The following is a 15401-nucleotide window of genomic DNA, read 5'->3' on the forward strand; positions in this document are numbered from 1 at the left end:
CAAATGACGCTTCGCAACCGGGGATACCGCTGCCTTCATCTGTGCAGCACACGGGAACTGTGGCATAACTGGGCCATGGCGATACATGTCTTGGCGGTCCATCGCGACACGGTCGGGACGGAACAGGCGGCGGGCGGTTCGCTTGCAGCCGCCTATTCCGTGGGGGTTTTCTGCTGGCTGCTGTCGGCCGGCGTCTATATCGCCGCGAAATGGGTCTCTTCGGAGATGCCGCCCTGGGCGCTTTGCTTCTGGCGCGTGCTGATCGCCTGGGCGATCCTGATGCCGATCGTGTACCAGCATTTCGGCGCCATGGTCGCCCTTGTGCGGGCTCGCGGCCTCGAGCTGCTCGCCATCGGCGGCGTGGGGCTTGCGATCTGCCAGGGCCTGATTTTTGTCGGCCTCGAACATGCCGATGCCACTACCGCCGGCATCATCATCGCCCTGATCCCGATCATCACCATGATTCTTGCCCGCTTCATTCTGGCTGAGCCGATGGGACGCTGGCAGGCGATCGGATCGATCCTCGCCTTTCTTGGCATCGTGGTCATCATCGTCAAAGGCAGCCCGGCTGCGCTCTTACGTCTCGATCTCAATCCCGGGGAGTTGTGGATCGTCGCTGGCGCGTTCTGCTTCAGCCTCTATACCGTCATGCTCCGCCGGGCAAAATTCGATGTGAATCGCCTTGCGCTCCTAGTGCTGCTCCTCGGTGCAGCGGTGCTGACGGCGCTGCCCTTCTACCTGTTCGAGCTTGTCTCCGACGAGCGCTCGACGCTGAATGCCAGCGGCCTTATCGCGCTCGGCTATGTCGCGATCCCGGGCGGCGCGGTTATGTATTATCTCTTCAATCGCAGCATCGAGGCCCTGGGGGCGGCGCGGGCGGGCGTGCTGCTTTACATCCAGACGATCTTTATCGCCGTGCTCGCCTACCTGTTCCTCGGCGAACAGTTGCAACGCTATCATCTCGAAGGCGCGGCACTCATAGTCGCCGGCTTGCTTCTCATCATCCTGCTGAAGCCAATGACCAGAGCGGAGGCGACCAAAGCCTGAGTACGAGCGCATTGGCTTCCCAATGACCGCTTCCTGGCGCAAACCTGACGTCGATAGGCAGGTGGCCGCCTTGAAATAAGACCTATGTTCGCATCATTGGAGGCAGGTCCGGTCGTCGCTCTCCCATTCCCTGCCGGACGAGCGATAGAGTTGCGATACCCGCTTCATCGGCCGCACGCAGAAGTGCTTCCCGGAATTGTTCCGGGGGAATCTTCCCGCTCAATGCGTCGACGCAGGCTTTCACGGCAGCCACATATTCCTCGCCGTCATCGCAAGGCCAGTCGTTGATCAGGAGGCGCGCCGCGTCGCCCAGTGTCCATACGATCTTGCGAGATGCCGGGCCTCGCAAAGCAAACCCAACCGGCGTAAATGCTGATGATGTGTTCCAGCACATTGTCCTCGACCCCTCAAGGCACGGATACTGCAGTCCCCACGCTCAATATACGCGCGTACTTTGTAATTTGGAATTGAAATTTGTCGAATGATGCGGCTTGAGCGCGAGCTGCCGAATGAAGCAGAAAGGGTGCGCACGCCCTCCCCATTCGGTACCATTTTTCGCCGCGCTCACCGCAATTCGGCGGTAACCCGGAAGATGCCACCGGCCGACGCGTCGGAGCAGACGACGAAGGTCGAGCCTTCCTGCGCCATGAAGGCGACATTGCCGCCGGCCTCGCAGGGGGTGGCGCTCCATTGCAGGATGATATCGCCATTGTCGGGCAGTTTTTCCGGCGTGATCTTCGCCGCACTTGCCATCCATTCCGTCGCCGACGGCAGGTGGACGGGCGCGTTCAGCTTTTTCGACAGCCAGGCCGTATAGTTCTGCGCCACGGCAAGCGGCACGTCGTCGGCCGGCTGCTCAGGATTGTCGGCATAGGCCTGTGCTGCGGCGGGATCGGAATTGGCGGTGTAGTATTCCGCCATCTCGGCACGGGTGACGGCCTTGGTCTGCATGCAGAAGGACTTGTCGATCTTCACCGCGCCATTGGCAACGCCGAGCATGCCGCCGAGCTCCTGCATCGACGAGGTCATCAGCCGGACATTCTCCAGCGAATAACTTCCGGCCGGCACGGTCTCGAAGGCAAGGGTCTGCGAAACCGGGCAGAAGCCGCGCGCCGACAGCGCCTCCAGATCGGCAAGGATCGGCTGGTAGGCAACGATGGCGAGCTTATAGGCCTCTGCAGTGTAGCGGCCGTCGGCCTCGCCGATCTTCGGGGCGAGTGCCGCAAGCGTCGGATCGGCAGCACCGGCGCGGGTTGCAATGGAGGCGGTGAGATCGGTGACTTTCTGCTTCAACGCCGTTGCCTCGTCCTTCGCCGCCATGACATCTGCGATGACGGAGTCGAACAGTTTGGCGGCGTCGCCATAGCCTGTGGTCGCGGCCGGCATCTGCCATTGCTCGGCCTTGGCCTTGGCCTCGGTCATCAGCCCGCTCGCCTTGGCGACGTCGGGGCTATCGCCGGCGCCGATGCGATTGACGGTTTCGCGCTTTGCCACGGCGTCCTTTTCGGCGGCCGTCAGCGCGGTCAGCGCCTTGGCGAGATCGTCAAACGTCGTTTTCGACTCGTCGTAGGCGCCGACCGCAGCATGCATCTGCTTTGCGGTGGCGGCATCGGCAGCGGTCTTCATCTTGGCGTCTGCCTCGGCAAAACCCGGCGCCTTGTCGCCGCCGGCGGCCGAAGCGGCAGCCTTCGCCTTCTCGGCATTCTCTTTCGAGATGCCGATCAGCGCATTGCCGAGGTTGATGGCGGCCGTCTGGAATCCCGGAAGGGCTTTTTCATAATCTTCGTCCTTGAGCAGAGCATCGGCCGATGTCAGCGCCGCAGCACCCGTGTCATAGGAGAGTTTCGCCTGGTCACTGGCCGGGCGCTCCGGCGCCTTGGCGGCGATCGCCTTCTGCTTGCGGCTTTCGGCCTCCTTCTTCCAGGTTCCGACGTCGGCGACGAGCTTCGGATCCGGGCGGAGCAGCTTCGGGATGGTGATGGCACCGACGCCGATGCAGATCAGCAGCAGTGCGGCGATCATGGAGATTTTGACGGGCGTCCATTTTTTCGGTTTCGGGGTGTCCTGCTGCTGCGGTATGCCGCCGCGCGGATCCCACGACATCGGCTGGATGCCTGTCGTCACGCGCGCGAATTCGCCCAGCGCGTCGGCGCCCGTGCGCGGTCGCGCGCCCGGATCGCGGCTCAGCATCCTTTCCACAAGGCTTGCAAGACCTTCGGGAAAGCCGGGGATCAGCACGTCCAAGCGGGGAAAGATGTTGGAAGGGTCAAGATGGATGTTCTTCCAGCTCTGCTCGCGCTGGTGCTCGTCTTCCCAGACCATGACGCTGTCGAAGACGCTGGCATAGGTCTGCCGCGGCAGGAATAGCTTGTAGGCGATCATGCCCATTGCGTAGATATCGAGCGCGGCGGAGGCGGAGAAAGTGCCGCTGGCATAGATCTCCGGCGCGCCGAATTCCGGCACATAGGGCGGGATGATGTGCTCGCCGATCTTCGAGATCAGGTGCAGGTTGCCGATCCGGACCGACAGGCCGGAATAATCCTCCGACACGTAGATGCACTGGTCCGTCAGGGCATTGTGGGCGTAACCGGCGCCGTGCAGTGTTGCCAGTCCCTCGAGGATGTGGCGGCCGATCTCGACGGCGCGCTCGTAAGCTACCATTTCCGTTTCGTCGAGATATTGGTGCAGCGTTTTCGACGGCCGCTTCTCGACGATGTAGAAATTGTCGTCTTCCGGCGACGGCGGGATGAGGTCCTCGATTTCGACGAAACGCCGCGCCGTCAGCGATTTGGCCTCGTTGATGGAGGTCCAGACCCGCTCGAAACGGGCCTTGTCCAGTTTCAGCGCCATATCGGGCGTGACGATGAAGACCGCATGGTCCATCCGCTTGTCCTGGGCCGGATAGACGATGAACTCGTTCTCATAGACCGGCTCGCCGATCGTGTAGCGGGCGATCAGATCACTTCTCATGCACTTGTCCCCCTGCATTCATTGCATTCATGAAACCGAATTCTATTCACCCACCAGAAGCGGATCGCCGATAAGTCCTGCGGCCAGCAGCAGGCCGGTTCTCGTATCGCGAAGCGCGAAGGCAAAACGGGCATCGGCCACGACTCGAATAAGCTTCGGATCGATGCTGCGTTCCGTGATGACAGCCGTGGCCGCCGCCGCCTCCGTGCCGTTTTCGTCAACCTTGATCATCGTCTTCTGAAGGACGCGCGCCAGGCTGATGTTTTCCTTGGTAAAACCCGGGAAACCTGCATCCTTGGCTTTCTCGGGCGCCACTCCCATCGCATTCAGTACCGGCATCAAATCACGCCCGTCGTTCAGGGAAAAGCGGGGCAGGAAGATTTCGCCCTTGGCGGCTTCGAATTTTTCCCCCTGCAGCCAGGAAGTGAGCGCCTTCAAGTCCGCGCCGCCCACACCCTTGCCGGAGCGCGCCGCCACCACGACCATGCTGTAGCTCTCGCCGGCATAGGCAAGGTCGACGGCTGAGAATTTCTCGTCGAAGCGGAATTTCTGGCCATCGCCGGCAAGATGCATCATCGGCACCGAAACTGTCGAGCCATCCGGGCGCTGAAAGGGGCTTGCCGGGCTCTCCTTCTCGAAGGAGGTTTTCCAACGCGCCTTGAAGGAGAGTGCGCCGAGGCTGACGAAGCCGCCGCCGGGTGGCGCGTCGAGGATCGTGGGAATGGCCCCTCGCGTTGCCTGTTTGACCCAGCCGTTGATGTGCTCGACCGATTTCGGTCCGTCGAGATCCTCGATCGAGGGCTTGATCCGGTGGCCGGCGAGCATGGAGAGCGCATCAGGGACGAGCACCAGTCTGTCGTCGAAGACGATCGCGACCGCCGTCGCCAAAGGCGCGTCCGCCGCTGCGGGCTTCTCCGGGGTCATTGCGTCAAGAGCAATCTCCGGTCCCTTCACCTCGCCGCCGAAGCCGAGGCCTTTGGCGATCGCCGCCTTGCCCTGATCGGAGGCGCCGAGGCTCGCGAGACCGAGTGCTGCGGCAAGGCTTGCCGGCGACACCATGATATTGGCCGCCCCCTCCTTTGCCAGCGTCCGGTCGATGAGTTCGGCCGCAAGCCCTGCCTGCGCGGCGAGCATCGCCTTACTGTCGCCGGCGTTGCCGGCATGGGCGGCCGGGGCAAGCGCCATCAGGGAAGCGGCAAGACCCGCCAGCAGAGTGGATTTCGGCATGGTTCGCTCCTTCAGCGGATGCGATAGAATTTGGAATCGAACGACCATTTGCCTTGGGCGCCGGTCTCGTCGTCGCCGACGATCCTGAGGCTTCGGGCGAGATCGTAGACATAGTTGAAGGCGGCGCGCTGGCCGATGAGCGGCGTCGGCACATCCGGCAGGTCGAGCACCTCGATCGGCTTGTCGCTGAGGATGGCAACGACCATGCCGACGCCGGCCGGTCCCTCCACCACATATTCGAAGCCGGTATAGGGATTGCGCGCATCCGGCACGACGACCGGCCGGGCCGGATCGAGCCGGTTGTCGCCGCTTTTGGCGGTCGGCTTCAGACCCATCGAGCGCTTGTTCGGGTAAAGCTGCGTCAGCTTGCCGGAGGCGTCGATATCGACCAGGATCAGGTAACCGGATTTTTTGGTGGAGACGCGCATCGCCACCTTGTCGCCGATGTTGACCGCGGTGCCGGGCAGCACGTCGACGGCGACGCCGGCCTCGTTGTCGCTCTTCAGCGTGTTCTCGACGGCAGCGACCGGCGTCTTCGCCTCCTCGCCGGTGATGACGTCCCGGCCGAGCGCATCCGGCTGGCCATAAAATTGCGGCACCGGGGTGAAGCGGCAGTCTCCCGCATGCGTCCGGCAATATTCGTCGGATTTGCGCCGGACATAATCGAGAAGCGCGGCATTGCTGACATTCGGCTTGTCGGCGGCGCGCGCCACGCCATCCTGCACTCCCTCGATGAAGCGGCGGGTGAAGACGCCGAGCGCCGGCTTGGCCTCGCGGTCGACAAGGGCCCATTGCCCCGCGTTGACGGCCGACCAGACCATGGCGTTTTCGCCGCCGAAGGAGAATTTGGCTTCCTTGCCTGACTTGTTCGGCGGCTCGAGCGCTGCCAGCGCCGGGCCGAGGCAACGCACGGTGCCGGAAGGTGCTGCCACCGCGCTGCGACTGCCGGGCCCGACATGACAGGCATCGATCAGCAGCGTGACGCGGCGGTCCTTGAGGCTGTTGAGCCTTGCGGCGATCTCTGTTTCGCGGATCTGGTTGGTGACGGTTACCTTGCCCCCCTCGCGCACCAGCTTGGCATCGGCTGCCACCAGCGTCGGGCTGGTCGTCGTCTCGGCGCCCATTTCTTCCGAACCCTGGCCGCTGAAATAGAGGAAGACGCGGCTTCCGGGGGTCGACTGGCGCACCAGCCAGTCGTCGATTTCGGCAAGAATCGCCTCGCGGGTCGCCTTGCGATTGGTCAGCGTATGGATCTGTTCAGGGCGGTAGGCGAGCGTCTTGGCGAGGAATACCTGCATCGCCTTCACATCGGTGGCAGAGCCGGTCAGTTTCGCCTCGCGCATCTCGTAATCGTCGATGCCGATCAACAGGGCGCGGTCGCCGGGCGAGCTTTCGATCACCGGCGTCTGGACGACCGGCGGCTGCACGGCGGGTTCGTCGGCGACGGGCTGGTTTGCCGGCGAGGTATCGCCGGCGGGCGTGTCGGCGGCAGGTGTTTCGGTCGTGCCGGCCGGCGCCGTATCGCTGGCGGGCGGGGTGGTGATGGCGAGATTGGCCGTTTTCTGCCCAGACTGCTGCTTCGTCCCGCCACCGGTCGTGGTGGACGCGACCTGATCGCCGGCGGCAGGTCCTTCAACATTCGGCACGTCGCCGTCGGTCTTTGCGGCGATCCAGTCGCGGAAGGCGGCAACACGGGTATAGACGCCGTAGTGTTCGGCCTCGGCGCAGCCGGCGCCCCAGCTGACGACGCCGAGCTGGATCCAGCGCTTGTCGGGACGCTGGGCGACCAGCGGCCCGCCGCTGTCGCCCTGGCAGGCATCCTTGCCGCCTTCGGCATAACCGGCGCAGACATTGCGCTCGTCGATCGGGTTCATGCGCATCGAACTGTCGCGATAGGCGGCGCGGCAGTCCTCGCGCGGCACGATCGGCAGTTCCACTTCCTGCAGCTCGGTCGGCAGGTATTTGTCATCCCAGCCGTGATCGGCCTTGGTGTAGCCCCAGCCGGTGACGACGGCCGGGTGGCCGGCGGCCTCCACTTCGTGATCCGAGGCTGAGGCAAGGATCGCCGGCTTCGATTTAGCGGGCTCGCTCAGCTTGATGAGGGCGATGTCGTTGGCAAAGACCTTGCGGTCGAAATCTTCGTGAATGATCACCTCTTCCACGGCAAGCCCCGGCTTGTCGGGCCCGTCGACCGCTATCACCTTGTCGATCTTCGACTTGCCCTCGACGATCAGCAGGTCGCGGGCAAAGAGATCCTGCTTGCCGGAGCGGCCGCTGGTGACGCAATGGGCGGCCGTCAATATCCAGCGCGGTGCGATCAGCGAGCCGCCGCAATGGCCGCCGAAGCGGCCGCGTTGTTCGGGGTCGGGTGCCAGGATCTTGACCTGCCAGGGCCATTCGCCCTTCTTGGCCGCCAGGCCGCCGATGACGCGCCCGCCATCCTCGCCGGCAAAATCGGTATCCTGCTGCGCCAGCGTAGGAGTCGCCAGAAGCAGCATGACGGACGCAATATTGAGGACCTTGCTCATCGACGTGCTCATAGCTTGGCTCCGGCGGAGGTATAGAGGACCGTAAATCCGACGCGCGCGCCCTCGGGCAGGAATTCGCCGAGGCGCTTGGCGATATTGCCGGCAGTACGGCGCCGGTCGTTCTGCTTCAGGAATTCAATCAGTTCGGGCATTGGGGTTTCAGAGGTGACGGCGACGAGCAGGTCCGTACCGAAAGGTGCGACGACCGAAAGATCGAGATCGAAGGTCGCGGACATCTCGGCATCGACCTCCTTCTCGCCGGGATAGAGGAACTGCACGGTTCCATCGCCGGTGACGTCGAAGAGTGCGAGCTTGCGGCCTGATATATCGGACACCGTGACGCCGACGCGCTCACCTTCGCGATGGACGGTATCGGAAGGCGTCACGCGCACGGTCTGCGGGTTGGTCTCCGACAGCCGCTTCAGCGCATCGAGCGCGGCCATCCGGTCGACGACGAAAGGCATGTCGCCGGCGCCGACGCCGGAGGCGACGACATCGCCGCCGGCAATCGCCTCGTGCTTTTCGGGGTCGAAGACGAGTTCGGCATCAGCACCCTCCGTCAGCTTGAACGGCGTGACGGCGGGGTCGATCCCCTGCAGCACCGGCTCGGAGCCGAGGGCGGCAACGCTGATCGGCGCGGGCTCGGCGGGCAGCGGAGTGTTTGATGTCTCCGCTGCCGCCTGTGCCCCCGCCCCTTCGAAATTATAGACGACGGCGCGATCGAGATCGGTTCCGGGCGGGCTTTCGGTAAAGATGTTCTGCCGCTGGTTGGTGAACTGGTAGACGGCCTGCCGCACATATTCGAACAGTTCGCGGCGGCTGACGGCGCCGTCGGCGTTCCGATCCGCAGCCCCTTCGAAGGCGCGGGCGGTGGCATAGCTCAGCGCGCCGCGTTTCTGCGGAATGCCGGGAATGGTGATCTCGGGCGACTTGGTGTTCTCGTCGACGGCGGCGAGAAAGGTCAGCCGCTTGAAATCGAAGCCGGTGGACAGCGCATCCGCCGTGGTCGAAATCGGCGCGAGATCGTCTTCCTCGATCGTATAGGACGGCGCCTGACGCCAGGTGATCTCGGCGCCGCGCGGATCGACGTCGCGGGTCATGCCGCCGGCATGGCAGGTATCGGCGATGAAGACGACATCGGCGCCCTTGGCCTCGATATTGCGGATCAGCGCCTTGAATTCGTCGCCGAAGATGCGCTCGCGCGATCCCGGCAGCCGGGTGTCGAAGCCTGCAAGGATATAGACCTCGTCGCGGCCGCTCGGTTTGGAACCCTTGACGCGCTCGGGCTCGCTCGAGCCGTGGCCGGCGATGCCGAGCACGATCAGGTCGCCAGGCCCTGCCCTTTCCGTCACGGCCTCGATCGCATGGAAGATGCCCTCGCGGTCGGCAGTACCATTCTTCAGCAGCGTCATGTCCTCGACGCCGACCGAGCGCAGCGAAAGCGAAAGGTCCTCGGCATCGGCGACGGCGCCGTGCAGCGGCGGAACATTGCGGTACAGGTCGATGCCGATCAGCACGGCCCTGACCGCACCACGCTCGGGCGCCTCGATCACCTTTGCCAGGCTGTCGGTGGCCGCCATGGTGAGGAGGGCAAGTGCTGCGGCCATGGAGACGAATGCGGTCATGGCCAGATTCCTCCTCGCCCGGCCTATTCGCGGCGCCATTCGACGCGGCGGTTCAGCGCATCGACATCGTCTTCGGTGAGGTTTGCGGTTGCCGTGACGTCCACCGGCTCGGATGCCCCGCGGCCTTCGGCGTCGATTGTCGCGTCGAGGCCGTGGCTCTTCAGGAAATCGGCAACGGCCTGAGCACGGCGCTCGGACAGCTTCTGATTATAGTCGTCACTGCCGCGCCGGTCGGTGTGACCGACGAGGATGATGCGGCCTGGCTTCTGCTCCTTCAGCGCCTCCAGTAGTTCCTCGGCGGCTTCGGTGCCGATCGAGGTGAAGCTCGACTTGTTGAAATCGAAGGTGATCGGAACCGGAATGGAGACCGGCACGATGCCGCGCACATTCTCGGAATAGATGCCGCCGAGCACGCCGCTGCGGTGATCCTTTTCGGCCGGCACGAAGCTGCCTTGCGGATTATCGCTCGTCGGGTTGGCGGCAAGGATGCGGGCCTGGGCGGCGCGCTGGATGAGATCGGAGATCGTCTCGGCCGGCGGTGCCTTCGGCGTGCGGGTCTCGTTCTTGATGATCTCGATCGCCTGCTGGTAATCGGCGGCGGCATCGGCGAAGCGGCGTGCGGAGAAATAGATCTCGCCGAGCGTGGCTGAGGCCTGCCAGAGCACCTGCGGGCTGTCGGCGGCGACAAGCAGCGGCTCGTAATCGGCGACCGGCTGGTTGGCGGCCATCATCTCCTGGGCAGCGGAAAGCCTGAGGGCCGCGACGCGGCGCTGGGCATTCACCTGGAACTGGCCGCAATCGGCGCTGACGGCGATCGCATCGGCCTCAGCCGCGGCAGCACCGATATCCTTGGCGGCAACGGCGGTATTCAGCTTGTCGAGAAGGGCGGTGCAAACAGGCGTATCGGCGTTTGCTACCTCGATCTCCTCGCCGTCTTGATCAGGTTCTGCCGAACGGCCGAGGTTCAGCTGTGGCATCTTGATGCTGAAACCGCCGGGAAGCTTGAACTGCGGCATCTTGATCTGCGGCATCGGCAGTTTCGGCATCTTCGTCTGCGAAGTCTGGCTCGGCTGCTTGTACTGTGTCGGCTGTTTATATTGGGTCGGCCGGGTGGATGAGGTGGTGTCGGCCGGACCGATCAGCTCCAGTTCATCGGCGGCAAGCTCCTGGCCGGGCGCCAGATTGGTGACGATCTTGTACTTCTTCGGCGGCTGTTGTGTTGCCTGCTCGACAGGCTTCGGCGCGACCTTTTTCGGGGCTGCCGGCTTCGGCTTTTCCACGACCGTTTCCGGCTTCTTGGCGACTTCCTGTTTCGTTACCGGCTTCGGCTTCGGAGCGGCCGCAGGTTTCGGCGCGACGGGCGGCTTTGCAGCCTGCTCGACCGGTTTCGCTGCGGGGGCGGCTGCGACGGGCGGGAGGGCAGCCAGACTATCGACCGTCGTCAGCATCAGCGTCTTGCTGCTGATCTTGGTGCCGAGGCTGCGGGCTTCTTCAAGGCTGCGGGAAACGGCATCCATGCCGCCGTCGATCGAGCGGAACATACCGCCGCCGCTGCCGCCGAGATCGGCGAAGATGTTGAGCGGCTTGGAGGAATAGAAGACTTTGATCTGCTCCTGGCCGACCGGGCCGGAAACCTGCAGCTTGGCACCGCTTGCCGGATCCGGCACCTGCACGCGCTTGCCGGCGCCGACAAGGGCGTCGGTCTGGTATTTGTTCGGGAAAAGCTTGACGACCGAGCCGTTCGGCGAGACGTTCAGCACCGTGACATAGGCGTTCTCGGTCGACTGGATGAAGAGGCCGACAACTTCGCCGATGGCGTATTTGGCTTCCGCGCGATCGAAGGTGATGCTGACAGGCCCGGTCTGCGCCGGCGCTTCGGTCAATGTGCGTTCGTTCTGCGCCTCGAGGGCGGGAACCACCGAAAAAAACGAAAGGAAGGTGGCTGCTGCCAGGATGGCTTTGCGGTTCGGCATTGGAAAACCTCCTCTTCGAACATCTCACACTGTGTTGAAGATGAGAATAGCACTGACTGGCGAAATTGGGATGGCTTTGCCTGTCTTGCTTGAGGGAGGGTTACAAATTATTTGGAGCCTGGAAGAATCCGCCAAGGCAAGACGTGAGCAAGACTCACGCTCTGGAATATCCGGTGCCTGTTATAGTCCGTTCCAACTGCGAGGAGGCGGTTAGTTCTTGGGTTTCTGCCCGGCTGATTTCAAAATCGAGATCAGATCGCTCATTCCTTCGGGCGAGGAATTGTAGAGCCAGAGAATATCCGGATTGTCGACCGTGAATTCCTTGCCGGGCCCTGAGCCCATGTCGCGGCCGGGCGAGGTCGCATCGGGCAGCTTCGCCTCGCCGGGCGTCAACCCCTTGGCGCGTTCGTGTTCGGCGATGATCGCAGTCGCTGCAGCAAAGGCCTTTTCGTCATGTTGACGCAGCGCTGCCAGCGAGGGGTTTCGCGCCGCAAGCGCGTCTTCGGCCGGGCCGGAATGCGCGAGCTCCGGTATCTGCGGCGCCAGCAGAAGGCTGATCGACAAGGTCATGAGCCAGGATTTCGTCATCGTCGTCAAATCCGTTATCAACCTGATGCGCGCCGCAAGAGCGCAAGCAGAGCGACAATAGGGAGAGGTCGGAAAGAAGGCAACGGCGCTCAGTGCCAATCGATTGGGAGGGTTGAAATCGGCTGGCAGCGGAGGTCAGAGAATCTTCAATTGCTGCAGGCTAAGGCGCAGATCACGCAGCATCTCCCCGAAAATCTCCTCGATCATTCCGGTCGACCAGACGACCATGGTGCCGTAGGGCGAGCGTTTGCGCTGCATGAAGCCTGCTGTCTCGAAATCGATCAACGTCTTGCGGCAGGTCTCGCTCGACATCACCGCGACCAGGAAACGGGCAAGATTGGACTGGTCGATCGCGCCTGATTTATCAGCCCAGTTCTGGATCAGCCGCGGCTTGGTGTCGGCGGTGAACATCGAGGCGAGCGCACGATCCTGCGAGAGCCCCAGCCGCTGCAGCTTGGCCGGATCGCGGGTGAGCGAAACCACGTAATCATTGTGCAGATCGGCGAAGCGTTCGATATCCTCGGCGGTGTTGATGCCGAAGACCTTCATCGAATAGAGGAACTCGGCCATCAGATAGGTCGGCTCCGAGCGCAACTGCGCCAGATGCTTGTCGTCCTTGCTGGCCGAGGCGGCGCAGACGCGGTCTGAGAAGTTTATCCGCGCCGCGCGAACCTGTTCCAGCAAGCTTATGTCGAGCGCCAGTTCGTCACCGTTCCATTCTAGCATAAGCATTTCCTGCCGATAAATCTTCGAGACGATGATCTTGTACTATCGCCGGCGCAGATCTCCAAATCGTTTGGAAAGCAACGACTTGCTGACGAGCCATATCTAGCCTACCATTTTTAAAGACGTGACGGTCCTTGGGGGTCGAGGCAATGCGTAGTTTTGGGTCGCATTTTTTGTTTGCCGCGGCACTTGCGGTCGCCTCGCCGGTTTTCGCCAAAGATACGACGATCATCGAGCTTCGCAGCGGCGACGGTGCGCGTTCGGTCGGCATCATCTCTTCCAACGAGGAAGCGGAGGCATCCGGGCCGGCGGCGATCACCGTCGGCGACGATGGCACCATCTACATCCTCGACCAAAATAACGGCCGCGTGCTCGCCGTCGACGCCGAACGCTCGCAGGCCGAGCCTGAGATCCTGCCGCTGCCGGAAAATGCGACGCCGGAGGATCTCGCCGTCGTTCACAACGAACTTTACCTCTGGTCGGACGGCGTCGTGCCGCTCGAGCGATCCACCGATGCCGACGGCCGGTCGCAGACACTGCGCGCCGTCGACGGCGGCGCTGATGCCGACGACTACACCCGCTCGGTCTTCGCCTCCATGGGCTCGGTGTCGCCGGGGCCGCTGAACAGCATCATCGATGAGATCGGCCGCAGCACCAGCCGGCCAGAGTCCCGCCCGCCGATCATTCAATACGTGCCGAGCCGCGGGCTCGGCGATATCGTTGCCGAGGTCCGGGCCGCCGCAAACGACAAGGCGGAGATCCTGCTGCGGCGCGCGAGCTCGGAGGAGAATTTCCTTTCGCTGCAGCTGGCCTCGGAAGGGCGAATCGGCACCGTCGAACTTCTCGACATCGACACGACAGGCAGGCCCTATGCGCTGGTCGAGCTCGTGCCCGCCGACCGGCCCGAGCGCACCGGCATGCTGGTAGTGCGCTTCACGCCGAACGGGGCGATGGACCGGGTTTACGACCTGCCGATCGAACCGGGCACGGTATTCTCCAGGCGCTTCGTGGCGATCGGCCCGCGCGGCGACGTGCTTTATCTGCGATCGCAGGAAAGCCGGGCGCAGGTGCTGCGGCTCGACGGTCGGGAGCCCGGCCGCAAGCTTGCCGTCGCCCGCCCGGCCAAACAGCCGAATGCCGGCAAGCTTGGCAAGACGCCGAAGGTGGCGATCGTGCCGAAATCGCGCAGCGACGTCATCGAGCGGGCAATCGGCTTCGAGACGCTGAACTGGCTGGTGACATCAACCGCCTATGGCAAGGATCCCGGCCCGGGCTGCGTCAACATGAACCGGCTGCGCCGCCCGATCTACCTGATCGGCAAGCGCGGCCAGACGGTCAAGGGTGTTCCCTACTGCTGGGGCTGCAAGACGCCGCTCGAGAATTTCATCGGCGGCGTGGAAAAGGGCCAGACCGCCGGCAACGTCTGCACCAAGAGCGCGCCGCAATCCAATATCCTCGGCGTCGATTGCTCCGGTTTCGTCAGCGATGCCTGGGGCCTGAAGATGCACGTTTCGACGCGCGCCATCCCCGGGATCACCAAGCGCCTCTCCGACCCCTGGTCGATGCGGCCGGGCGACGCGCTGAACAAGCCCGGCTCGCATGTGCTGCTGTTCATGCGCTTCACGGCCGACAAGAAGGTGGAGGTGATGGAGGCCTCACCGAATGCTTGCAAGGGCCGCGTCTGCCGCAATACCTATTCGCTCGGCAGCCTGTTGATGCGCGGCTACCAGCCAGTGCGTTTCAAGGGGCTCGACGGCTGAACGGTCGGAAAACTCATGCCGCAGTCCTCGACGCCAGCCGCCGCTTCACCATTGTCAGAAGCCCATGCGCAGCGACGCTTGCAACGTATTCCCGATAGGCGGGATGCTTGATGAAGTGGCCCGAGGTGCCGCGTGTGTGGGGTTGTAAAATCGTGGCCCGAGAGCGATAGCCGCCCGGACATAGACGAGGGTACAGAAAGAGAGCGCCCAAACAGCGGTTATGTTGCCGCTGACCGACATGAGAACCAAAGAATTCCTTTGAAAGGAATCTTATGGGTCAGTCGGCCGTCTTCTCGATCATAGTGCTGACAGAACGAAACCTTCCGAAGAAACGCGTTGTGCCTGTGGGCGGCGGCTTGCGGCGTTAACAGAGAGTGCTACGGCTACCGCGCCGGCCCCTGACGTCGCCAACGAAATACCTTCTTCTACAGAAACCATATCGATGTCGAGACGCGCATAATCCACCATATAGTACCCGGACGCAGTCTGCATAACCGCATCAGGCCGGATCAAAAGCAGATCCTGGGCCATTGTGCCGATAAAAAGTGGGCCACCCCAGAGATAGCGGAATGCATAGATTGGAATTCCGGAGGGTGAGGTGCCGATGCGACGAATTTGCGTCTTCAAGCGGCGATCTGAACCGTCCCACCCCCCACTGGGGCCGCCGCTGTCTGAACTACCAGAGTCGGCGCCACCGCCCATGCCGCCACCCGAGCTGGAATTCCCCCCGGAACCGTTCTCAGAGCGGGCGAAAGCCGGTTGATTGCTCGTTGCGGCCACTCTTCTGACGGTGGGCGTGGTTTTCCTGGTAGGGGTGGCGTTCCTGGCCGGCTCTTCACTGGCGAACAGTGTTCTGCCGCCTGGATCAAAGATGCAACTCTGTAGAATTGTGCCGGAGCCCGCGATGAAGGTCGAGCACATTAGTACACGGATGATAGATTTGTTGGTCATGTAGGG

The 15401-nt window shown here is 63.1% G+C and carries 11 protein-coding genes; 2 read left to right on the forward strand and 9 right to left on the reverse strand.

Features of this window, described 5'->3' with window-relative positions:
• Nucleotides 1-75 precede the first annotated feature (75 nt).
• Nucleotides 76-1047, forward strand: coding sequence for a DMT family transporter (locus G9X68_RS26590; RefSeq protein WP_171604913.1), 972 nt, complete (start codon nucleotides 76-78; stop codon nucleotides 1045-1047).
• An 82-nt stretch (nucleotides 1048-1129) separates the two neighbouring features.
• Here the strand turns inward: G9X68_RS26590 and G9X68_RS26595 are convergent, their stop codons facing one another.
• From G9X68_RS26595 to G9X68_RS26630, 8 genes are all read right to left on the reverse strand, one after another.
• Nucleotides 1130-1441 (reverse strand): DUF982 domain-containing protein, encoded by a 312-nt coding sequence (locus G9X68_RS26595; RefSeq protein ID WP_171604914.1) that lies wholly within the window; start codon nucleotides 1439-1441, stop codon nucleotides 1130-1132.
• Nucleotides 1442-1611: 170 nt separating this feature from the next.
• Nucleotides 1612-4017 (reverse strand): protein kinase domain-containing protein, encoded by a 2406-nt coding sequence (locus G9X68_RS26600; RefSeq protein WP_171604915.1) that lies wholly within the window; start codon nucleotides 4015-4017, stop codon nucleotides 1612-1614.
• Between the two features lie 42 nt (nucleotides 4018-4059).
• Complete coding sequence (locus tag G9X68_RS26605; protein WP_171604916.1) at nucleotides 4060-5244, reverse strand: serpin family protein; 1185 nt, start codon at nucleotides 5242-5244, stop codon at nucleotides 4060-4062.
• 11 nt (nucleotides 5245-5255) lie between these two features.
• Complete coding sequence (locus G9X68_RS26610) at nucleotides 5256-7784, reverse strand: trypsin-like serine protease (protein WP_171604917.1); 2529 nt, start codon at nucleotides 7782-7784, stop codon at nucleotides 5256-5258.
• Nucleotides 7781-9397 carry a caspase family protein gene (locus tag G9X68_RS26615; RefSeq protein WP_171604918.1) on the reverse strand — a complete coding sequence of 539 codons (1617 nt, stop codon included), beginning with the start codon at nucleotides 9395-9397 and terminating at the stop codon, nucleotides 7781-7783. Before G9X68_RS26615 ends, G9X68_RS26610 begins: the two co-directional genes overlap by 4 nt.
• A 23-nt stretch (nucleotides 9398-9420) precedes the next feature.
• Nucleotides 9421-11370 (reverse strand): DUF4384 domain-containing protein, encoded by a 1950-nt coding sequence (locus G9X68_RS26620; protein ID WP_171604919.1) that lies wholly within the window; start codon nucleotides 11368-11370, stop codon nucleotides 9421-9423.
• Nucleotides 11371-11580: 210 nt separating this feature from the next.
• Nucleotides 11581-11958, reverse strand: a complete 378-nt coding sequence (locus G9X68_RS26625) for a hypothetical protein (RefSeq protein WP_171604920.1) — start codon at nucleotides 11956-11958, stop codon at nucleotides 11581-11583.
• A 135-nt stretch (nucleotides 11959-12093) separates the two neighbouring features.
• A complete protein-coding gene (locus G9X68_RS26630) occupies nucleotides 12094-12684 on the reverse strand; it encodes a hypothetical protein (RefSeq protein ID WP_171604921.1) in 591 nt (196 codons plus the stop codon).
• A gap of 149 nt (nucleotides 12685-12833) precedes the next feature.
• Between G9X68_RS26630 and G9X68_RS26635 the strand changes: the two genes are divergently transcribed.
• Nucleotides 12834-14444 (forward strand): NHL repeat-containing protein, encoded by a 1611-nt coding sequence (locus G9X68_RS26635; RefSeq protein WP_171604922.1) that lies wholly within the window; start codon nucleotides 12834-12836, stop codon nucleotides 14442-14444.
• A gap of 297 nt (nucleotides 14445-14741) precedes the next feature.
• Here the strand turns inward: G9X68_RS26635 and G9X68_RS32105 are convergent, their stop codons facing one another.
• Nucleotides 14742-15395 carry a tail fiber domain-containing protein gene (locus tag G9X68_RS32105; protein WP_244956250.1) on the reverse strand — a complete coding sequence of 218 codons (654 nt, stop codon included), beginning with the start codon at nucleotides 15393-15395 and terminating at the stop codon, nucleotides 14742-14744.
• Between the last annotated feature and the right edge of the window lie 6 nt (nucleotides 15396-15401).

This window comes from Rhizobium changzhiense (assembly GCF_013087625.1).
GTDB lineage: Bacteria > Pseudomonadota > Alphaproteobacteria > Rhizobiales > Rhizobiaceae > Rhizobium > Rhizobium sophorae.